At 57.9% G+C, this 21,957-nt stretch carries 19 protein-coding genes and 1 riboswitch; of the genes, 15 read left to right on the forward strand and 4 right to left on the reverse strand.

The window, feature by feature from the left end:
- The first annotated feature begins 168 nt into the window (after positions 1 to 168).
- Positions 169 to 1,800, forward strand: coding sequence for a putative polysaccharide biosynthesis protein (locus tag KDN35_RS10905; protein WP_212132711.1), 1,632 nt, complete (start codon positions 169 to 171; stop codon positions 1,798 to 1,800).
- Between the two features lie 157 nt (positions 1,801 to 1,957).
- On the opposite strand, the gene KDN35_RS10910 is transcribed toward KDN35_RS10905, so the two are convergent.
- Both KDN35_RS10910 and csaB read right to left on the reverse strand, forming a co-directional pair.
- Positions 1,958 to 2,809 (reverse strand): class I SAM-dependent methyltransferase, encoded by an 852-nt coding sequence (locus tag KDN35_RS10910; RefSeq protein ID WP_212132712.1) that lies wholly within the window; start codon positions 2,807 to 2,809, stop codon positions 1,958 to 1,960.
- Positions 2,810 to 2,881: 72 nt separating this feature from the next.
- A complete protein-coding gene (gene csaB, locus KDN35_RS10915; protein ID WP_171566441.1) occupies positions 2,882 to 3,985 on the reverse strand; it encodes a polysaccharide pyruvyl transferase CsaB in 1,104 nt (367 codons plus the stop codon).
- Positions 3,986 to 4,293: 308 nt separating this feature from the next.
- Between csaB and KDN35_RS10920 the strand changes: the two genes are divergently transcribed.
- From KDN35_RS10920 to uvrC, 11 genes are all read left to right on the forward strand, one after another.
- Entirely contained in the window at positions 4,294 to 5,220 is a 927-nt protein-coding gene (locus KDN35_RS10920) for a 50S ribosomal protein L11 methyltransferase (RefSeq protein ID WP_212132713.1), read from the forward strand.
- Positions 5,221 to 5,306: 86 nt separating this feature from the next.
- A complete protein-coding gene (locus tag KDN35_RS10925; protein ID WP_212132714.1) occupies positions 5,307 to 6,482 on the forward strand; it encodes a thiolase family protein in 1,176 nt (391 codons plus the stop codon).
- A 110-nt stretch (positions 6,483 to 6,592) separates the two neighbouring features.
- Positions 6,593 to 7,576, forward strand: a complete 984-nt coding sequence (locus KDN35_RS10930; RefSeq protein ID WP_212132715.1) for an LCP family protein — start codon at positions 6,593 to 6,595, stop codon at positions 7,574 to 7,576.
- A 196-nt stretch (positions 7,577 to 7,772) separates the two neighbouring features.
- Complete coding sequence (locus KDN35_RS10935; protein ID WP_171566437.1) at positions 7,773 to 9,473, forward strand: long-chain-fatty-acid--CoA ligase; 1,701 nt, start codon at positions 7,773 to 7,775, stop codon at positions 9,471 to 9,473.
- A gap of 280 nt (positions 9,474 to 9,753) precedes the next feature.
- Positions 9,754 to 10,341 carry a TetR/AcrR family transcriptional regulator gene (locus tag KDN35_RS10940; RefSeq protein ID WP_171566436.1) on the forward strand — a complete coding sequence of 196 codons (588 nt, stop codon included), beginning with the start codon at positions 9,754 to 9,756 and terminating at the stop codon, positions 10,339 to 10,341.
- A 114-nt stretch (positions 10,342 to 10,455) separates the two neighbouring features.
- Positions 10,456 to 11,229, forward strand: a complete 774-nt coding sequence (locus tag KDN35_RS10945) for an enoyl-CoA hydratase (RefSeq protein ID WP_171566435.1) — start codon at positions 10,456 to 10,458, stop codon at positions 11,227 to 11,229.
- Positions 11,230 to 11,269: 40 nt separating this feature from the next.
- Entirely contained in the window at positions 11,270 to 12,037 is a 768-nt protein-coding gene (locus KDN35_RS10950) for an electron transfer flavoprotein subunit beta/FixA family protein (RefSeq protein ID WP_171566434.1), read from the forward strand.
- A gap of 20 nt (positions 12,038 to 12,057) precedes the next feature.
- Positions 12,058 to 13,017 carry an electron transfer flavoprotein subunit alpha/FixB family protein gene (locus KDN35_RS10955; RefSeq protein ID WP_171566433.1) on the forward strand — a complete coding sequence of 320 codons (960 nt, stop codon included), beginning with the start codon at positions 12,058 to 12,060 and terminating at the stop codon, positions 13,015 to 13,017.
- 167 nt (positions 13,018 to 13,184) lie between these two features.
- Positions 13,185 to 13,451 (forward strand): hypothetical protein, encoded by a 267-nt coding sequence (locus KDN35_RS10960; protein WP_212132716.1) that lies wholly within the window; start codon positions 13,185 to 13,187, stop codon positions 13,449 to 13,451.
- 138 nt (positions 13,452 to 13,589) lie between these two features.
- Complete coding sequence (gene trxA, locus KDN35_RS10965) at positions 13,590 to 13,907, forward strand: thioredoxin (RefSeq protein WP_171566432.1); 318 nt, start codon at positions 13,590 to 13,592, stop codon at positions 13,905 to 13,907.
- Between the two features lie 202 nt (positions 13,908 to 14,109).
- Entirely contained in the window at positions 14,110 to 15,939 is a 1,830-nt protein-coding gene (gene uvrC, locus KDN35_RS10970; protein WP_171566431.1) for an excinuclease ABC subunit UvrC, read from the forward strand.
- 31 nt (positions 15,940 to 15,970) lie between these two features.
- On the opposite strand, the gene KDN35_RS10975 is transcribed toward uvrC, so the two are convergent.
- Entirely contained in the window at positions 15,971 to 16,660 is a 690-nt protein-coding gene (locus KDN35_RS10975) for an aspartate/glutamate racemase family protein (RefSeq protein WP_212132717.1), read from the reverse strand.
- A gap of 213 nt (positions 16,661 to 16,873) precedes the next feature.
- A riboswitch (Lysine riboswitch) is annotated at positions 16,874 to 17,059 on the forward strand.
- A gap of 240 nt (positions 17,060 to 17,299) precedes the next feature.
- On the opposite strand from KDN35_RS10975, the gene KDN35_RS10980 reads away from it, so the two are divergent.
- Entirely contained in the window at positions 17,300 to 18,541 is a 1,242-nt protein-coding gene (locus KDN35_RS10980; protein ID WP_171566429.1) for an aspartate kinase, read from the forward strand.
- 169 nt (positions 18,542 to 18,710) lie between these two features.
- Here the strand turns inward: KDN35_RS10980 and KDN35_RS10985 are convergent, their stop codons facing one another.
- A complete protein-coding gene (locus tag KDN35_RS10985) occupies positions 18,711 to 19,157 on the reverse strand; it encodes a DUF2507 domain-containing protein (protein ID WP_171566428.1) in 447 nt (148 codons plus the stop codon).
- Between the two features lie 409 nt (positions 19,158 to 19,566).
- Here KDN35_RS10985 and KDN35_RS10990 point away from each other — a divergent pair, with 409 nt between their 5' ends.
- Entirely contained in the window at positions 19,567 to 20,178 is a 612-nt protein-coding gene (locus KDN35_RS10990; RefSeq protein WP_171566427.1) for a succinate dehydrogenase cytochrome b558 subunit, read from the forward strand.
- Between the two features lie 18 nt (positions 20,179 to 20,196).
- Positions 20,197 to 21,954: a succinate dehydrogenase flavoprotein subunit gene (gene sdhA / locus KDN35_RS10995; RefSeq protein WP_171566426.1), complete on the forward strand. Its 1,758-nt coding sequence runs from the start codon at positions 20,197 to 20,199 to the stop codon at positions 21,952 to 21,954.
- Positions 21,955 to 21,957 lie beyond the last annotated feature (3 nt).

Raw genomic sequence — 21,957 nt, forward strand, 5'->3', positions numbered from 1 at the left:
TAGTAGGATAGAGAGAGAATTTACAGCAGGTGTGTGCAGGAGGGACGGCAGCGGTTTGCCCGGACGGTTTATGTTTGTCTGTGCGTGAAGCAAACTGCCGCCGACTTGCGAAGCAACCCGGCTGTGCGGTACACGATTTGATTTGACATTGTTGCAAAGGAGTTTCCCATGACCAAAAAAAGTCAATTCCTCGCCGGGGCGTTGATTCTCGCTGTGGCCGGGATTTTGTCCAAGGTAATCGGGATGTTTTACCGCATCCCCCTGCAGGAAATCGTGGGTGACAACGGATTGGGTCTCTACCAGGAGGTATATCCGCTCTACCTCACATTCCTGATTCTGGCCACAGCGGGCGTCCCCGTGGCTCTCTCCCGGGTGATCGCCGAAGCGCTGGCGGAAGGAAAGCAGGATGCGGTCAGCCAGATTCTCGCCCGCAGCATGGTGATGATGGGCGGGATCGGGATCGTCTTGTTTGCCCTGCTCTACCTGGGTTCTCCCCTGATCGCCCGGTTGATGGGCAACCCTCATCTGATCGAACCGATTCGGGCCATTTCGCTGTCGCTGTTGTTCGTTCCCTTGATCGCGGTGATCCGGGGCTTCTTTTACGGACATCAGAAAATGCTCTACGTCGGCCTCTCCCAGATCGTGGAGCAGACGCTGAGGGTGGCCTTTATCCTGATCGCCTCGCTCTATCTCGTCTCGCTGGGCGAAGATACGGATCAGGTGATCACGGGCGTCAACTTTGGGACGATGATCAGCACGATGTTGAGCCTTGGCTTCCTTGCGTTCCTGTTGTGGCGGCACAACCGCAAGCAGCCGTTCGCGTCTGCGGACGGGTGGAAGCGGCTTGACTGGTGGTTCGACCGCACCTTTTTCCTGTCGATGTGGCGCATCGCCTGGCCGATCTGTATCAGCGCGCTGGTCATTCCGATCTTCAGCCTGGTCGACTCGTTTTTGGCGATCAACATCTTTCGCTACGTCTGGCATGTGGACGGACTGACCGCCGACACCTGGTTCGGCATCTACAGCCGTGGAGGACCGCTGCTGCAGCTGGCCAGCCTGTTCGGCTCGTCCATTGCGCTGTCGATCGTTCCCGCCATCGCCGAAGCACGGCAGCAGCGTGACGAAGAACGGGTGAGCACGCTGACCAAGCTCTCCCTGCGCTTTGCCTGGCTGATCGGCCTGCCGGCGGGTCTGGGCTTGACCGCCGTGGCTGAAGGGGCCAACCTGGCACTGTACGGCGACGTGGAGGGGACACGGGCGATGGCGATTTTGGGCGTCAGCGCCATTCCGCTTTCCCTGCTGCTGGCCACCAACGGCATCCTGCAGGGGCTGGGCCGGGAAAAAGTGCCGGCACTGCACCTCTTGTGGGGCGTGCTGGCCAAGATCGGGACGACGATCCTGTTTACTTCCCTGCTGGGGATGGACGGGCTGTCCGTATCCTGGCTGTGCGCCACTGCCCTGGTCTGTGCCCTGAACATGCGGGTGATCAACCGTCTGGTGAAGGTGGACATTCAGTGGCGCTTTGACACGCTGTATCCGCTGCTCGTCGCCAACCTGATGCTGGTATTGGCCTGGGGGGCAATGGAGACGGTCGGTTTCCTGCTGCATGGAAAAGCCCGCCTGGTGGGGGCGGTGGAAACGGTGGTCGGGGTCGGAACGGGGATGCTCGTCTACCTGGGCATGCTGCTGGTCATACCGCTGATTGACGAAAAAGAGCTGGAGTGGCTGCCCGGAGGCAACCGGCTGCGCGGCCTGGTGAACCTGCTGCGCCGGAAAGAGTCGCCGACCGATATCCGCTGACCTCGGCCTGGCGGCATGAAAACAAGGGCTGTACCGTAAACGGAACACCTCCGATTACGGCACAGCCCTTTTCTCTGTCTGTCAAGGACCGGTGCGGCCCAGCCCCCGGCAAAAAGCCGCCCCGCTTGTTTGGGACGGCTTCACGCATATCGGTCTGCTATGCCTGCTTTTGATAGATGCAGACTACCATTTTGACAAAAAACTCACGCAAAAACGGCAGTTTGGCCAGGCCGGAGACGACCGGGCGCAGCGGTACTTCCTGCTGGTAAACCACTGGATGGTGGACCCCCTGCTGGATGCGGCGGAACCGTTTGATCGTCATCCGGTTGATGTAGGAAATGGTCTCCTTGCCATCCGGCCCCTGACCGAAGCGGAAGGAGATCCGCTCCTCGCCGTCAGGCAGGTGGCGAACCAACTGCTTGTAGGCGTCGATCAGCGTCAGCTCGGAGAAAAACGCGTGCACCCAGGGAATCCCGATGGCGTCGGAGAGATGGGCCCCGTACGGGTGGTAGTACGGTGGAAAGTTGATGTACAGATGACCGCCCGGCTTCAAAACGCGGAAACATTCGTCCAACGTCTGTTCCGGACGGTCGACGTGTTCCATCGCGTCGTTCATGATAATCGTGTCGAACGTGTTGTCATCAAACGGCAGATCGGCAGAGTCGGCGGTCATGAACGAGACCCGGTCCGCCAGCCCTTTTTCGCGGGCAAAGGCGTTTCCTTCCTCGGCGTAATGGGGCACAATGTCGATGCCGATCATCTGCTTGGGACCAAATGTGGCGTAATAGCAGGTTTTGCCTCCGCCGCCGCAGCCGATGTCCAGGACTGTCTTGTCGACGAACATCTGCTCCTGCGAATGATAGGGGAGGAAAAACTGGATCGTCTGGTCCCCTTTTTGGAACTGCCATTCGGTGTAGCTCATCGTCCCGTCGTTCGCCAGATTGAACGGGTGAACGGGGAGCGGAAACAGCTTGTTCAAACGTATCAGCAACTGGGAAGAAACGGACATCTGCACGTCCTCCTTTCGTCCGCGTTGTGGGGAGACCTGCCCCTGTCGGCGTTTTAAGCCACGTGGTCAGACTTACGCTTTGCGGCGCAGTGCCTGAAGCACCAGTTCACTGCTTTTGGCCGCTTCCTGGGCGAGCAGTTGCGAGCGTTCGGCAATCACGCGTTTTTCCCGCTCCAGGTCGGCCAGCCGCTCGTCCAAAAGGGCGAGGAGCGCCGATTCGTCCAAACGGGTGATATGGCCGGCGCTGGGCATGCCGGCCCGCTCGACAAACCGGTCAATTTTGGGATCATAGGAGATGCCGGTAAACGGCGTTTGGAGCATGCAGGCAAGAATCAGGGAGTGCAGCCGCATGCCGAGCACGTACTCGCACTGTTTCAGCACGGACATGATGTCGTGAAAGGTGACCGGCTCGTCCAACAGCTTTGCCCCCGGCTGGCGCATCATCGCGATGATGTCGCGGGAGGGAGCCAGATCGCTGGGATAGTGCATCGGCACAAACAGCACGTTCCATCCACGCTCTGCAAACAGGTCGGCTGCCCGGGCGATCGACTGCTTGAAGCGCTGCTCCTGCTTCCAGTCGCGGACCGAGATGGCAACCAGCGGCTTGGACAGGTCGACAAACTTGTCCGCCAACAGCTGGCGCCCCCGCTCGTCAGACACGTCGTCCGGCGAAATGGTCAGTGCCGGATCGGCGGTCACGTAGACTGGCGCCTTGCTCACTCCGCACGCCTTGAAATCTTCGCCTGATTCAAAGTCACGTACGGTGATCACGTCTACCCGGTTCACCACCTGCTTGATCAACAGGCGGCTGATACGCTTCTGGACCGGACCAAACCCCTGAGCGTAAAACACGACCGGTTTGCCCAGCAGCTTGGCGATCGAGACGATCCCCAGGTAGTAAAGCACGCTGCGCGGACTGGTCACGTCCTGCATCAGCGTTCCGCCGCCCATCACCAGCATGTCGCTTCGCATCAACTCGCGCACGATGGTCGGCAGGCTCCAGCGGTTGTACGCCGGAATGCCAAACAGGGCCGTCGTTCGCTCCGGTTGGTTGGACAACACGGCCAGGGAAATATTCGGTTGTTCCCGACGCAGCGCGCTGATGATGCCATACAGGACCACATCGTCTCCGGCATTGTTAAAGCCGTAGTACCCGGAGATGAGAATACGCGACATGGAGTGAACCTTCTTTCTATATCAAACGTACAGGAAAAACACATTCTCAAGTATAATCGAGTAAATACGGGGAAGTAAAGCAACCCTAGAACAAATAGAGGAAGCCCAGGGCGAACAGACCGGCCCCCATAATGAGCAGGGCGATCATCAGGATCAGCATCCCCTTGTTCTTGCGGCGCCGGTAAAAAAATTCGTCAAACATGGCAAGCCTCCAAACAAGTTTTCATCCATTCTATAATCATACCATGCAAGCGCATATCCTCGCCATCCATTCAGAGGATCAGATGGGAGAAAGGGGCAGGCAGACGATGGAAGAAACATGGCTAAAGTACATCCTGTTGGTCGATCGGGATGCGGAAGACGCGTTTGTCAGCGAGGTGCTGGCCAGCGCCTACACACTCGGTTGGGTGGAGCCGCAGATCGAGGTGCTGACGACGGAAAACGGCTACGATTATGCGGAAAAGACGGACGGGCCGGTGATCGCCTACCTGTTTGAGCCGCTCAGGGAGAGCGAAGCCGAGCATGTGGAGCAGCTTCGGAACTATCTCAGCCGCTGGGGGGAGCAGGTCCGCCTTAAGGAAGTAGAGACGGTGACCGCGGAGAATGAGTCGTGGAAGGAGACATTTCACGAGGTGCAGGTGGGCGACTGGTGGATTGCACCCACGTGGACCCCGCCGGAGGCGCTGGCCCAAGCCAGACACGTGCTCTGGATCGATCCCGGCGCGGCGTTTGGCACCGGCTACCACGGCACTACCCAGGACATCCTGCTGCTGCTGCAGGAGTGGTCTCCCGCCGGCAAACGAGTGCTGGATATCGGCGCCGGTTCCGGCATCCTGTCGCTGTTCTGCGTCAAAAACGGCGCCCGGCAGCCGGTCTTTGCGGTGGATCTCAACCCGCAGAGCGAATACCAGATCCGGGTAAACCTGGCCAACAACGACCTGGCGGAGGATGCGGTGGAAATCGTATTGGGTGACGCGCTGGAACCGGACGTACAGGAGCGGCTGCCCCGGGAGGCGGATCTGATCCTGATCAATATCGGCGGTGACGAAGACGTGGCCATGCTGCCGCTGGTGCGGAAGCGAATTGCGCAGGGAGGGACGGTGATCCTTTCCGGGATTGTGCAGTGGAATCGCGACAAGGTGCTGGCTGCTTACGAACAGGCCGGATTTTCGCTGGTGGCGGAGCGGCACAGTGACGAGTGGGTGACGGTCATGATGAAAGACGCCCGGGAGTAGAGGTGGTACGGGAACGATTTACGCCCGATCGGACCTGTGTCACAATGGGAGAAATGGGAAAATCGAACGCGGGGGAGGAAATTGCGATGGAACAAATCGTCATTGTCGCAGCCGGACGCACGCCGATCGGCACGTTCGGCGGCGCGCTGAAAGATGTAAGCGCTCGCAAACTGGCGGAAACGGTGATTCGCGGCGTCATTGCCAAATCGTCAGTAGATCCGTCGCTGATTGATGAAGTGATCCTTGGCAACTGCATCCAGCGGACCGATGAAGCCAACATTGCACGCGTGGCAGCCCTTGACGCCGGGCTCGGCAACCGAGTGACCGGTTTTACCGTACAGCGCCAGTGCGCCTCCGGCATGCAGGCGATCGTCAGCGGTGCCGCACAAATTCTGCTGGGGGACTGTGAGGTGGTAATCGCCGGCGGCGTGGAGAGCATGAGCAATGCGCCGTACGTGCTGAAAAACGCCCGTTGGGGCAAACGCCTCACGCACGGGGAGATGACCGACGCGATGTGGGAACTTTTGACCGATCCCCATTTTGGCATCCTGATGGGGGAGACGGCGGAACGGCTGGCGGAGCGCTACAGCATCAGCCGCGCCGAACAGGATGAAATCGCCCTGCGCAGCCAGCAAAACGCGGTGCGGGCGATCGACAGCGGCCTGTTTCGTGAGGAAATCATTCCCGTTGCAGTAACGAAGCGGGGAGCGGTGACGATGGTGGAGACAGACGAACATCCCCGCCGGGACGTCACGCTGGAGGGCCTGTCCAAGCTGAAGCCCAGCTTTCGCGAAAACGGGACCGTGACGGCGGGCAACTCCTCCGGGCTGAACGACGGGGCATCTGCGGTCGTGCTGATGAAGGAGAGCCGGGCACGGGAGCTGGGCATCGCTCCGCTGGGCAGGATCGTCTCGTATGCCTGGGCCGGGGTGGAGCCTGATCTGATGGGATACGGACCGGTGCCGGCGGTGAAAAAGGCGTTGGCCAAAGCGGGCCTGACTCTGGCCGACATTGATCTGATCGAGGTAAACGAAGCGTTTGCCGCCCAGTATCTGGCGGTGGAAAAGCTGCTGGAGCTGCCGCGCGAGATCACGAACGTCAACGGCAGCGGCATCTCACTCGGCCATCCGGTCGGCTCCACGGGCTGCCGCATCGTCGTCACGCTGCTGCACGAAATGAAGCGCCGCCAGGTCAAGCGCGGGTTGGCCACGCTCTGCGTAGGTGGCGGAATGGGCATGGCGATGGTTGTGGAAAGGGACTGAAGCGCCAACGCTCAGGTTTAAACAAGACCTCCCCGGTCAACAATGGAAGCAGGACCCCATCAATCTCTTAGCACAGATGGGGTCCTGTTTGTCAAAGGGAGGTCTCGTTCATGCATACGTTTTGGCGCAGATACGGAAAGAGAATCGCCCGGTACGGAGCAGTCGTTGTGGCGATCGGCGTATTGGCGGCGGTCTCCTTTGCCGCCTTCCAGTTCAAACGGATGACGCGGGAATGGTACGCCCCGCTCGAGGCGGGAACGGAAGCGTCTTTGCAAGCGAAGGGGGACCAGCTGCCCGGTGCGCTGTTGGCCCAAGCCAAAACGCTGAAACCGTTTCTTCTGCTCGTCATTGGGACAGACAGCCGGGACGGGGAGCAGGCCCGCTCTGACACGATGATGCTGGCGGCTGTGCATCCCTCCAAGCAGCAGGTGCATCTCGTCTCCATCCCCCGGGACAGCTACATGGAACTTCCCGGAAAAGGCTACGACAAATTGAACCACGCCATGGCCTACGGCGGCCCCAAGCTGGTCAAACAGTCGCTGGAGCGCTTTTTCAACCTCAAGATCGACCGCTACGTGACGATCGACTTCGAAGGCTTCCGGCAGGTGGTGGACACGTTGGGCGGGGTGCAGATCGAGGTGAAAAAACGGATGAAGTACACTGATCCGAGCGACGACACCTACATTGACCTGAAGCCGGGACTGCAGACACTGAACGGTCAACAGGCGCTCGACTACGTCCGCTACCGCAAAAGTGACATCGGGCGGGAAGACAGCGACTACCAACGCATCGCCCGGCAGCAGGAAATCGTCCAGGCCCTGATTGACAAGGGCACGTCGGCGCAGGCGCTGGTCAAGGCGTTTTCGCTGATGGACATTCTCGGCAGCCATATCAAAACCGATCTGACCGACCGGGAGATCGCCTCCCTCCTGCTGGCCTACGGCGACACCGAGCCGAATGCGCTGACGACGGACACGCTTACGGGAGCGGACGAGCGGATCTGGCACAACGGCGTCCTCGGCTGGTATCATCTGGTGCCAAAAGAGGAGCGGTCCCGCGTTCGCCAACTGCTGATGGAGGCGCTGATCCCGTGAACACGGGCACTGGTTTCCTGCCCGGCATTGATCGGAGCAGGAAAGCGCCCGCCCTTTTTTGCAAAAATCACATCCAATTCGATTTTTTTCGTTGGAAAATTACCTATCTTTCGACTAGAATGGAAGCAGGAAGAGGTTATGAATGTGGATCGTACGGGAGAGGTAAGGCCAATAAGGGACTGGAGGGAATTTGCCCATGTCAAACGCCAAGCCTTGGATTGCCAATTACCCGCCCGAGACCGCACCGTCATTGGAATACCCCCGTGTTCCGCTGACGCACTTTCTGGAACAGTCGGCCGCGGAGTTTCCCGATCGTCCTGCGCTGTACTTCATGGGCAGGCGGATCACCTACCGGGAGCTCCTGGCGATGTCGTATCAGTTCGCCAACGCGCTGATCAAGCGCGGCGTGAAAAAAGGGGACCGTGTCGCCGTCATGCTGCCCAACACGCCTCAGGCAGTCATTTGCTACTACGGCACTCTGATGGCCGGCGGGACGGTGGTCATGACGAACCCGCTTTACACGGAACGGGAACTGATTCACCAGTTGAACGACTCGGGAGCCGAGACGATTATCACATTGGACCTGCTGTACAGCCGCGTCGCGGCCGTGAAGGCCTCCACCCCACTGAAACGCCTGATCGTTACAAGTGTGGGTGATTTTCTACCCTTCTTCAAAAAGATACTGTATCCGCTGGTGCAGAAGAAACAGGGCGACCATCCGCAGATAACCTACGGCGGTGATGTTGAGCCTTTTCTTTCCGTGTTGAAAGAAAGCGCTACCAATCCGGTCACGCCTGAGGTTGACCCGGAAAAGGACATCGCGCTTCTGCAGTATACCGGCGGCACCACCGGCCTGGCCAAGGGAGTCATGCTGACACACCGCAACCTCGTCGCCAACACGCTGCAGTGCCAGGCAGTCATGTATAAGTTCGTCAGAGGGCGGGAACGAATTCTCGCCGCCCTGCCACTGTTCCACGTCTACGGAATGACCACGGTGATGAACAAGGGCATTTCCATTGCGGCGGAAATTATTCTCGTCCCCAAATTCAACGCCAAGCAAATCCTCAAACTGATCGACAAGACAAAACCCACCTTGTTTCCCGGCGCACCTACGATGTACATCGGACTGATCAATCACCCTGATTTGCCCAAATACGATTTGTCCTCCATTACCGCCTGTGTCAGCGGTTCCGCACCGCTGCCCGTGGAGGTGCAGCGCAGATTTGAAGAGCTGACCGGCGGCAGGCTGGTGGAAGGGTACGGCCTGACGGAAGCGTCCCCCGTCACCCACTCCAATCCGATCTGGGGGAAGCGGGTCAACGGCAGCATCGGCCTGCCCTGGCCGGACACCGACTGCCGCATCGTCGACCCGGCAACCGGGGAAGAACTGCCCCAGGGAGAGATCGGCGAGTTGGCGGTCAAAGGGCCGCAGGTGATGCTCGGATACTGGAACCGTCCGGAAGACACAGCGGCTGTCCTGCGGGACGGGTGGCTGTTGACCGGAGATATGGGCTACATGGACGCAGCCGGATACTTTTACATCGTCGACCGCAAGAAGGACATGATAATCGCCGGCGGATACAACATCTACCCGCGTGAGGTGGAAGAAGTGCTGTTTGAGCATCCCGCCGTCCAGGAAGCAGCCGTCATCGGCGTGCCGGACCCCTACCGGGGCGAGACGGTCAAGGCGTTTATCGTGCTGAAGGAAGGAGCGCAGGTAAGCGAGGAAGAGCTGGAGAACCACTGCCGCAAGCGCCTGGCTGCCTACAAGATTCCGCGGTTATACGAGTTCCGAAAAGAGCTGCCCAAGACGATGGTGGGCAAAGTGCTGCGCCGCCAATTGCAGGAGGAAGAAAAGAAACGGAGCGCCGACCAAGACCAGGTCAAGACGAGCTGAAGCCCGCCAGAAACGAACGGAAAGACAGGCGGAAACCGCCGCACAATCGCATCGACCGTGAATGCTGTCCCGTAACGCCCTCCTGATCGGGAGCGGCCTTTTTCTTGACAGACCGGGGGACAGGCTATTTCAGCAGAGGACTTCCCGGACAGTCCACTTGCCGCTTGTTTTTGGCCAGGCGGACGAGGGATTGACAGCGGATGGAGCCCTATATTACACTGTAAACATGAATGAATAATCATTCATTTTGCATTGATTCGAAGCAAACGTGGAGGTACGTATGGCGAAAAAAACGGGGGAAAAATATCAAGCCATTATTGATGCGGCTGTTCGCGTCATCGCTCGTCATGGCTATCACAGCGCTCAGGTTTCCAAAATTGCGAAAGAAGCGAAGGTAGCGGACGGCACCATCTACCTCTACTTTGAGAACAAGGATGACATTCTCATTTCCCTGTTCAACGAAAAGATGGGGGCCTTTATCGAAACCTGCCGGGAACGAATCGCTGAAGCAGAGTCGGTCGAGCAAAAACTGTACGTCCTGGTTCACGCCCATTTAAGCCAGTTGGCCCAAGACCCGGATCTGGCAAAAGTGACGCAGATTGAACTGCGCCAGTCCAATCCGGAAATCAGTGAGGGCATTGGTGCCGTGATGAAGCAGTACTTTAACCTGATTGACGAAGTGATCCACGAAGGCATGCAGGTAGGCGTGTTCCGCCCGGACATCGACGTCCGCGTGGCGCGGAAAATGATTTTCGGAACGCTGGATGAAGTGACGACATCCTGGGTCATGAAACAATGCAAGTACGATCTTGTCTCCCATGTTGACCCCATTCATAACCTCTTCCTGTACGGTATGAAGGGAAAATGACAAAAGAAAACGCTTTTTTTGCAAGATTTCGTTTGTTACAATAAAAACGTGAAGACTGAGCGTTCGCTCAGATGGCGGATGCTTCATGACTTGACGCAAGCAGGGGGGAGAGGGATGTATTCGTATTGGCAAGTGCACAAGGAAGATCGCGTTGCCGTCGTCACCATCAGCCGTCCGCCGGCCAACGCGCTGAGCCAGGCGGCGCTGACGGAGCTGGCAGCGCTTCTGGACGATCTGGAACGGGACGGTCAGGTAAAGGCGATCGTCTTGACCGGCGAAGGCCGTTTTTTCATCGCCGGGGCGGATATCAAGGAGTTTACCCAACTGGTGCCCGCAGATGCCCAAGCGATGGCGAAAGCCGGACAGCAATTGTTTGACCGTCTGGAAACCTTCCCGAAACCGATCATTGCCGCGATCAACGGGGCGTGCCTGGGCGGCGGTCTGGAACTGGCGATGGCCTGCCATATTCGGCTGGCGGCGCCCGAAGCCAAGCTGGGCCTGCCCGAGCTCAACCTGGGCCTCATCCCCGGTTACGGGGGCACGCAGCGGCTGCCGCGTCTGGTCGGCCGGGGCAAGGCGACGCAGATGATCCTCACCTCCGAAATGATCGACGGCGAAGAGGCGCTGCGCATCGGACTGGTGGAAGCGGTCCATCCGCTGGACCAGCTCCTGGACGAAGCGAAAAAACTGGCTGCCGCCATTGCCCAAAAAAGCGCTGTCGCCCTGCGGCTGGCACTGCAGTCGGTGCATGCCGGGACGGTGCTCGGCAAGGCAGATGGCATGCAGCGCGAAGCGGAACTGTTCGCTGAAGCGTTCGCTTCGGAAGACGTCAAGGAAGGCGTTGCCGCGTTTTTGGAAAAGCGCAAGCCGCAGTTTGCCGACCGCTAGCTTCTATTGGAATTGCGCCACCTAGTAAGGAGGGAATCCCATGAACATTTTGGTTGTCATGAAGCAAACCTTTGACACGGAAGAAAAAATCGTCATCGAGGATGGAAAAATCCTGGATGACGGCGCGAAAACCATCATTAACCCGTACGACGAGTACGCCCTGGAAGAGGCGATCAAACTGAAGGAAGAGCACGGCGGCGAGGTGACCGTCGTCTCCATCGGTACGGACAGCGTGGAACAAGAGCTTAGAACGGCACTGGCGATGGGAGCGGACAAGGCAATTCTGGTTGACGACGAAAGCCTGTTCGGCGACGAGTACACGACTGCCAAAGTGCTGGCTGCCGTCGCCCGCAAAGTGGGGTACGACATCATCCTCGCCGGACAGATGGCCGTTGACACCGGCGCTGGACAAGGCGGTCCCCGTCTGGCTGAAGAGCTGGGCATCAACCACGTCTCCACGGCTGTCAAACTGGAGATCAACGGCACCCAGGTGCGGGTGGAACGCGACGTCGAAGGGGACCTGGAAGTGGTGGAAACCAGCCTGCCGGTGCTGATCACCGCCCAGCAGGGGCTGAACGAACCGCGTTACCCGTCCCTCCCGGGGATCATGAAAGCCAAGAAAAAACCGTTGGATCGCCTCTCTGCGGACGATCTTGGCCTGTCCGCCCAGGACGTCCAGGCGAAGACCGTCATCGTCGACCAGACCCTGCCTCCGAAAAAGCAGGCGGGCCGCATTCTCTCCGGCGAATTGGCGGCACAGGTGTCCGAATTGGTCCAATTGTTGCGTAACGAAGCAAAAGTGATCTAAGCGAGAGGGAGAGGATCCAGATGAAAAAGGTACTGGTATTGGCAGAAACGCGTGACGGTCAACTGCGCAACGTGTCCCTGGAAGCACTGGCCGCCGCGCAGGTGTTGGCAGAAGGCGGCGAAGTGGTGGCTGCCCTGTTCGGACCGGACAGCGGCGCGCATGCGGCGACACTGGGACATCACGGCGCCGGTACGGTCTACGTGGCGGATCACGCCGCGCTGGCGCAGTATACGCCGGACGCGTACGTCCAAGCGCTGAAACAGTTGATTGACCATGTCTCTCCTGACGCGGTGGTGCTGGGGCACACGGCGATCGGCCGTGACGTGGCGCCGCGTGTTGCCGCCCGTCTCGGGTACGGTCTGATCTCTGACGTAACGGCTCTGGAGCCCGGTCCGGTCTTTACGCGGCCGATCTATGCGGGCAAGGCTTTCCAAAAACGGAAGTTCAGCGACGGCATGATCATGATTACGATCCGGCCCAACAACATCCCGGCGGCTGCGGCCGACACCGGGAAAACGGCGACGGTGGTACCGTTTGACGTGGAGATCAAGGATCTGCGCTCCATCGTCAAGGAAGTGGTTCGCAAAACGAGCGGAAAAGTGGATCTCTCCGAGGCCAAGATCATCGTCTCCGGTGGTCGCGGCGTGAAAAGCGCGGACGGCTTCAAACCGCTCTACGAACTGGCTGAGGTGCTTGGCGCCGCAGTAGGCGCGTCCCGCGGCGCGTGCGATGCCGATTACTGCGACTACTCCATGCAGATCGGCCAGACGGGGAAAGTGGTTACACCCGACCTGTATATCGCGTGCGGCATCTCTGGAGCAATCCAGCATCTGGCAGGTATGTCCAACTCCAAAGTGATCGTCGCCATCAACAAGGACCCGGAAGCCCCCATTTTCCAGGTGGCGGACTACGGCATCGTCGGCGATCTGTTTGAGGTGGTTCCCCTGCTCACGGCTGAATTCAAAAAAGTGCTCGTATAAGCGAGCGGTACGGAACGGCGCCCTGGACGGGGCGCCTTTTTTGTACGGGAAGTCATGCGGCGGGCATCATGCAGCGGTCGCTGTCTGCCGTCCGTTTTTTTGTCCGCCCCCGCTGTCGTATGCTTCTCCTGTCCGCTATAATAACTAGGAAAGGGAGAGTGGTCGGAATGAGTGAGGAACTGCTGCATCAGTTGATCCACATGGTGGCGGAAAACAACCGCATCGTCAAGGAATCGGTCGAGGAGCTCCGCGAGTTCAAACGTGAAATGTACGCGTTTCGCGACGACATGTACGCGTTTCGCGACGAAACCAACCGCCGCTTTGACCGCCTGGAACGGCATTATCAACTGCTGAAATCCGATTTTGACCTGCTGCACCGCAAAGTGTGCGACCACGAGCGGGAAATCAACCGCCTGAAGCACTTGGGACAATAGAGAGCGGCGATTTCGGACAGACTAACGGGGAAAGCGCGGCAAAGTGTCGTCCGTTGTAGTCATTTCCGGTGGAGAATGATATACTGTAGGGCGTATGGAACCTTTTGGCGTACCGTATAGAAAGGAGGTAACGATACCATGGCAATTGTGAATGCAACCGACCAGACCTTTTCCCAGGAAGTGGAGCAAGGCGGCACTGTCCTGGTTGATTTCTGGGCTCCGTGGTGCGGTCCCTGCAAAATGATCGCGCCGGTACTCGAGCAGATCGACAGTGAAGTAGGGACCAAACTGAAAATCGTAAAGGTAAACGTGGATGAGAATCCGGAATCTGCCGGCCGTTTCGGCGTAATGTCCATTCCGACCCTGATCGTGTTTAAGGACGGTCAACCGGTTGACAAGGTAATCGGTTTCCAACCGAAGGATGCGCTGATGGGCACGTTGAACAAACACCTGTAAGGAAAACGGATCTGCACCTGCCTGGCCGCTTGCGCCGGGCGGGGGCCGTCATCAGCATCTGCACTGCGCGGATGCTGATTTTTTTATGCCAGCGCAAACACTCGTGTTTCGCCGCAAAACGTGGTAACATGGGGACGGAACGTATATTCCCGCCCGCGCGGGAAGGCCGTTGGTCCGGATATGAAGAAAGGAGGGGGCAGCCGTGAACAGCTCCTTGAAAGACAAGCTGGCCGTCCTGCCGGAGAAGCCGGGCTGCTACCTGATGAAAAACAAGGACGGAGACATCATCTACGTGGGCAAGGCCAAAGTGCTGAAAAACCGCGTCCGTTCCTACTTTGTAGGCAGTCACGACGGCAAGACGCAATTACTGGTCAGCGAAATTGCCGATTTTGAATACATCGTCGTTTCTTCGGGGATCGAAGCGCTGATTTTGGAGTGCAACCTGATCAAGCAGCACAATCCGCGCTACAATGTAATGCTGAAGGACGACAAAACCTATCCGTACATCAAGGTCACCAATGAAAAACATCCGCGCCTGGAAATCACCCGCAAGGTGGTCAAGGACAAGGCGCGCTATTTTGGTCCCTACGCCAATGCGGGAGCGGCATCCGAAGTGAAAAAGCTGCTGGATCGCCTCTACCCGTTGCGGAAGTGCAAAACGCTGCCGAAGCAGGTGTGTCTGTACTACCACCTGGGGCAGTGTTTGGCTCCCTGTGTTCACGAGGTGCCTGCGGAAGAGAATCAGCGGCTGGTGGAAGAGATCTGCCGTTTTCTCGACGGCGGCCACGAGGCGGTCAAGCAGGAGCTGACGGAAAAGATGCTGCAGGCAGCGGAAAACATGGAGTTTGAACGCGCCAAGGAGCTTCGCGACCAAATCCGCAGCATCGAAGCCGTGATGGAAAAACAGAAGGTGACGTTTACCGACACGGTGGACCGGGACATCATCGGCTTTGCTGTCGACAAGGGCTGGATGTGCATCCAGATCTTTTACATGCGGCAGGGCAAGATGATCGAACGGGAGACGACGTCGTTCCCGTATTACGGCGACGAGACGGAAGATTTCATGTCCTACGTCACCCAGTTTTACTACGACAAGCAAAACGCGCTGCCCAAGGAGATTTTGCTGCCGGAACGAAGCGAGCCGGAGTTGCTGGCGGGGTGGCTGGGCGTCAAGGTGTACGCGCCCAAGCGAGGGAAAAAGCGGGAACTGGTGCAGATGGCGTCCGAAAACGCGCGGATTGCCCTGCAGGAAAAATTTGCGCTGATGTCCAAGGACGATGCGCGGACGATCCAGGCGGTGCACAATCTGGGGCACATCCTTGGGATTGGCACGCCGCACCGCATCGAGGCATTTGACAACTCCAACATTCAGGGCACGACACCGGTGTCAGCGATGGTGGTCTTTACCGATGGCCGGCCGGACAAGAAAGAGTACCGCAAATTCAAGATCAAAAGCGTCGAGGGGCCGGACGACTACGGGGCGATGCGGGAAGTGATTCGCCGCCGCTACACCCGCCTGCTGAAGGAAAGCCAGCCGCTGCCCGATCTCATCGTCATCGACGGCGGCAAGGGGCAGATCAGCGCGGCGATGGACGTGCTGGAAAACGAGCTGGGTCTCTACATCCCCGTCTGCGGCCTGGCCAAGGACGAAAAGCACCGGACCGCGCAGTTGCTCTACGGCGATCCGCCGGAGCCGGTGGAGCTTCGCCGGGACAGCTACGAGTTTTACCTGCTGCAGCGAATTCAGGACGAGGTGCACCGTTTTGCCATCACATTTCACCGGCAGGCGCGCAGCAAGACGATGCTATCGTCACGGCTGGACGAGATTCCCGGTGTTGGCGAAAAGCGGCGCAAGCTGTTGTTCCAGCATTTTGGCTCGCTGAAAAAAATGCGTGAAGCGACCGTGGAAGACTTCCGGCAGATCGGCATCGGCGACAAGCTGGCCCGAGAGATCCTGCGCCACCTGCGACAACAGGCGGACGGGGATGCAAACGGAGCATCCGGCGAAACAGACAAAAAGGCTGACGCCTGACGAGTGCGGGCATCAGCCTTTTTTACGTGTGTCATCCAAGAGCCCGCGTCACGGCTTCCTCCGCGTGGATGCGTGTGGAGTCAAACAGCGGCACAAGCATATCCTCCGGTTTGATCAGCAGAGTGATTTCCGTGCAGCCGAGGATGACGCCCTCCGCTCCGCGGCGAACGAGGCCGTCCATTACCCGCAGGTACTCCTGCTTGGACTTTGGCAATACGTTTCCCAGGCACAACTCTTCAAAAATAATGCGGTTGACGATGGCGCGGTCAGGCTCGTCCGGCACCAGCACTTCTACTCCGTATCGGCGCATCCGTTCGCGGTAGAAGGGAAATTCCATGGTGTAACGGGTGCCCAGCAGGCCAACGCGCCGAATTCCGCGCTGAACAATCCGCTCTGCCGTGGCGTCGACGATGTGCAGCAGGGGAATTGTCACCGCTTGTTCAATCGCCTCCGCGTTGTTGTGCATGGTGTTGGTGCAGAGCACGATGAAGTCGGCTCCCGCCCGTTCCAGCGCCTTTGCCGCATGTGCAAGCGCTGCACCGGCGTCGTCCCAGCGCCCCTCACGCTGAAACGCCTCGATCTGTGCAAAGTCGACGCTGTACATGATGCAGCAGGCGGAGTGCAGGCCGCCCAGGCGCTCTTTGACGAGCTGGTTGATCAACCGATAGTATTCGAGCGACGATTCCCAACTCATTCCTCCAATCAGGCCGATCGTCTTCATTCACATACCCCCAACATGAAATCTATGAAATTGAGAAATAATATACAATTTTCGGTATCATCTGGCAATAAGGGCTATGACAGAAGTTACGGCTCGTACAGGCACGGACTTTACCATGATGCTGCAAACTTTAATGAAATTTCTGATTGAACCGCCTTCGTACACGTGGTATAATCCCATACAAACAGCATAACAAGCCTCACTTCCCGTTAGGAGTGAGGTAGAGGCGCGAAAACCATGAGTACCTCCCTGAGATCGGGCATCTGTGACGGGTACGGGAAAGGGGAATTCGCCGAAGTACGGAGAAAGGCCCGCTTCCTCCGTGCTGGGTCTGCGTTGAATAAGCGCAGGACTGTCATCCGTGCAATTCCCGTTGCCGGATGGAGAGCTATCTCACGATGTCGGTTGAGAATGGAACAGGGGATGTTCTGTCATGCTCAACTGTTCACGTGGCCAAGGGAAGGAGGAACCGGTATGTCGAACTGGCAGGCAGTGACAGGTGTATCCTCGTCGCTGCCTTTTTTGCAAGAGTGAGAAATAATAATAGTGAAACGAAGATGGCCTGAGAAGATGGCCTGATGAAAGAAGAATCCAAAGAGATATGTGAACATGTTGAATAGGAAAAGGGAGAGAAGCCGCATGGGGTTGATCGTGCATAAATACGGAGGCACCTCCGTAGGTACCATTGAACGGATTATGAAAGTAGCGGACCGGATTATTCAATATAAGGAAGCTGGACACGACATGGTCGTCGTCGTGTCGGCAATGGGCAAGTCCACAGACGTGCTGGTGGATATGGCCAAACAGATTTCCCCCTACCCGTCGGAGCGGGAGATGGACATGCTGCTGGCGACTGGCGAGCAGGTGTCGATTGCGCTGTTGGCGATGGCGCTGCACCAAAAGGGGTATGACGCCATTTCCCTGACGGGCTGGCAGGCGGGAGTGACGACCGAGTCGATCCACGGCAAGGCCCGGATCACCCATATTGAGACGGAACGAATCCGAAGGGAACTGGCGCGCGGCCGGGTCGTCATCGTGGCTGGATTTCAGGGCGTCAGCGAAGCAGGCGAGATCACCACGCTGGGCCGCGGCGGTTCGGACACGTCCGCGGTGGCGCTGGCAGCCAGTCTCAACGCGGACAAATGCGAAATTTTCACAGATGTGGCCGGCGTCTACACTGCCGACCCGCGTGTGGTTCCGACGGCGAGCAAACTGGACAGCATCTCGTATGATGAAATGCTCGAACTGGCCAACCTGGGGGCGGGCGTGCTGCATCCGCGCTCGGTGGAGGCAGCCAAGACCCACAAGGTCCGGCTGGTCGTCCGCTCCAGCTTTACGACAGAAGAAGGCACGTACGTAGAGGAGGGTGCGCATATGGAAACAGGAAGAGTAGTTAGCGGCGTCGCCCACGACGAAGACGTCGCAAAGGTGACGGTTGTGGGGATGCCTGCACGCGTAGGCACGCTGTCCCGGCTGTTCAACACGCTGGCGGATCACCAGGTAAACGTGGATATCATCATCCAAAGCTCGTACGACGCGGCCGTGACCAACATTTCCTTCACGGTGGCAGGAAGCGACTTGAAAAAGACGCTCGATACGCTGAACGCCCACCGCGAGCAGCTCGGTTTTGAAAAAGTGGAATGCGAAGAGGGCTTGTCCAAGGTCTCGATTGTCGGAGCCGGCATGGTGAACAATCCGGGCGTGGCCGCCGAGATGTTCCGCGTGCTGGCCGAGCAGGAGATCACGATCAAAATGGTTTCCACGTCTGACATCAAGGTGTCCTGCGTCATCCCGGCGGAACACACCGAGCGGGCCGTGCGCTGCCTGCACACCGCATACGGCCTCGACGTGGCGGAAACAGCTGTCGTACACGGAGTATGACCCGCTGACAGCCCAATACGGAACACACATGCTGTCCCCCTTTTTTCGCCGCGGAAAAAGGGGGATTTTCTTCTGGTGGGATGTTTGCGGGAAATCGCGTGGCAGCGGCAGCGCGATGCCTCGCCTCCCCGCTCCTGCCCGGTCGGCTCACTTTCGTCCCGGCCAGACCTTACCAGTGAACGGTAATCAGGACGCTGCCCGTCTCCTCCGTCTCCATCCGGGTTTTCATCTCCCGCTGCTTCCAACGGCCGACAGCACCGGCGATGATCCCGCACTCCAGAGAGAGGGAACGGTTGATGCGTTCGGGCGACATGTAGCGATAGATGGTATGGGTCAGCCGATAACGAATCTGCCGCTCCCCGTCTTCCAACAGGTCCAGTTTGCCCAGCCCCAGACGGATAAAGGGAAACACCAGACCGTTGGCGGAGCGGATGGGAATCTGCCTCCCCATTTCCTTTCCCAGCCAGTGGAGAATGGGCGGTTCGCTTTCGCCCAAAAGCGAGCGGGTGAGGTGCTCGCGCAGTAAGTGATAGCCCAGATAGGGCATGTGGATGCGCTCAATATCTGCGATGATGCGGGAAGGCAGCAAGGCTTCCAGTTGATCCGGTTCTTTCACGTCACGACCCTCCTTCCCGGCTGCAGGCCGCGCGAGGCTTGTCCCCTGTCGGACCTTCCTGCGGCCGCCAGGTCTATTACAGCCGGTTTGCTCTACCTGTTTGGTAACAGATTATGAGAGAGCGGCCGAATCTATGACAGATTCATAGAAAAATCGGACGATTAATACGTGTAATCCAACAATGGAATTAGTCTATTCACTGTCTTGACGCTCTCTGTAGACAGGAGTACAATTGGTTGTGGTTCAACGTTTTGCCCAACTTTTTTCCGTTTTCCGACACAATTTGTCTGGCTGTGTAGCAGGGGGGCAGGCAGCTGCCGTCATGTCTAACCGGCTGGGCAATGGGTTAGGATAGTGGGGAAAAGATTAACCAAAGAACGCTACTTACAATTGAAAGGGGGACCATTGTATGGCAAAAGGCCATAGCTTTCTGAACCACAAGCTGCATTCTCTTCTCGGTTTGTTCCCAATCGGGCTGTTCCTCTTGTTCCACTTGACAGCGAACTATCAGGCAACCCGGGGACCGGAAGCTTTCAACCAGGTAGTAGGAATGATTGAAAACGTTCCATTCCTGCTCGCCGTGGAATTCATCTTCATCTACATTCCCATCCTGTTCCATGCTGTGTACGGGATCTACATTGCCTTCCAGGCGAAACACAATGTGGGCAGCTTCGGACATTTCCGCAACCACATGTTCCTCTGGCAGCGCCTTACGGGAATCATCACACTCATCTTTGTCGCTTGGCACGTGTACGAAACGCGCATTCAAAAAGCGCTGGGTGCCGAAGTGAACTTTGACATGATGACCAACATTCTCAGCAGTCCGCTGATGGTTGTCTTCTACACGATCGGGATTCTCAGCACCGTGTTTCACTTTTCCAACGGGCTCTGGTCGTTCCTCGTACACTGGGGCATCACCGTCGGTCCACGTTCCCAGCGTTTCGCCACTTATCTGACCATGGGCATTTTTGTAATCGTTTCGCTCATTGGCTTGCGGGCGATGTCTGCATTCATTCTGTAGGGATTGGGGGACTCATTCATGGCAAAAGGTAAACTGATCATTGTCGGCGGCGGCCTTGCCGGATTAATGGCTACGATCAAAGCAGCAGAAAAGGGCGTTCCCGTACAGTTGTTCTCCCTGGTTCCGGTAAAGCGTTCTCACTCTGTCTGTGCCCAGGGTGGTATCAACGGTGCGGTGAACACCAAAGGGGAAGGCGACTCCACCTGGGAGCACTTCGACGATACCATTTACGGCGGCGACTTCCTGGCCAACCAACCGCCTGTTAAAGCAATGTGTGACGCCGCACCGGGCATCATCTACATGCTCGACCGGATGGGTGTCATGTTCAACCGTACACCGGAAGGTCTGCTGGACTTCCGCCGTTTCGGGGGGACCAAGCATCACCGTACCGCGTTTGCCGGTGCAACGACCGGACAGCAGCTCCTCTACGCGCTGGACGAGCAAGTGCGCCGCTTTGAAACGGAAGGTCTCGTGACCAAGTACGAATACTGGGATTTCCTCGGGGTTGTTCTGGACGATGCCGGCACCTGTCGTGGGATCACGGCGCAAAACCTGCGTACCGGCGAGATTCAATCCTTCCGTGCCGACGCCGTCATCCTGGCGACCGGGGGACCTGGCATCATCTTCGGCAAATCGACCAACTCGATCATCAACACCGGTACGGCGGCATCTGCGGCGTACCAGCAGGGCGTCATTTACGCGAACGGCGAAATGATTCAGATTCACCCGACCGCCATCCCGGGCGACGACAAGCTGCGCCTGATGTCCGAGTCGGCCCGCGGTGAAGGCGGACGCGTCTGGACTTACAAGGACGGCAAACCGTGGTACTTCCTCGAAGAAAAGTACCCGGCCTACGGCAACCTGGTGCCGCGCGACATCGCCACCCGCGAAATCTTCCACGTCTGCGTGGATCTGAAGCTGGGCATCAACGGCGAAAACATGGTGTATCTCGACCTGTCCCACAAAGATCCGAAAGAACTGGACGTCAAACTGGGCGGTATTATCGAGATCTACGAGAAGTTCGTGGGCGATGACCCGCGCAAGGTACCGATGAAAATCTTCCCGGCCGTGCACTACTCGATGGGCGGCATGTGGGTAGACTACAACCAAATGACCAACATCCCGGGTCTGTTCGCTGCGGGTGAGTGCGACTACTCCCAGCACGGTGCGAACCGCCTCGGTGCCAACTCCCTGCTCTCCGCGATCTACGGCGGCATGGTGGCAGGTCCGAAGGCAATCGAATACATGAACGGTCTGGAACAGTCCTGCGACGTTCTTCCCTCCACGCTGTACGACAGCTACACGAAGAAAGAGCAGGAGAAATACGACAACATCCTCAAGATGGACGGCACCGAAAACGCGTACCTCCTGCACAAGGAACTGGGCGAGTGGATGACCGACAACGTGACCGTCGTGCGCTACAACGACCGCCTGAGAAAGACGGACGAAAAAATTCAGGAACTGATGGAGCGCTACAAACGAATCAACATCAACGACACGAGCAAATGGAGCAACTCCGGCGCAACCTTCACTCGTCACCTGTGGAACATGCTGGTGCTTGCCCGCGTTATCACGATCAGCGCATTGATGCGCGACGAAAGCCGCGGCGCTCACTACAAACCGGAGTTCCCGGAACGCGACGACGAGAAGTTCCTGAAAACGACGATGGCCAAATTCAATCCGGAGACCACCGCACCGGAGATCTACTACGAAGACGTGGATATTTCGCTGATTCCGCCGCGTAAGCGCGACTACACGTCCGACAAGAAGAAGTAAGAG

It is taken from the genome of Brevibacillus sp. NL20B1 (assembly GCF_018195675.1).
GTDB classification, from domain to species: Bacteria; Bacillota; Bacilli; order Brevibacillales; family Brevibacillaceae; genus Brevibacillus; species Brevibacillus aydinogluensis.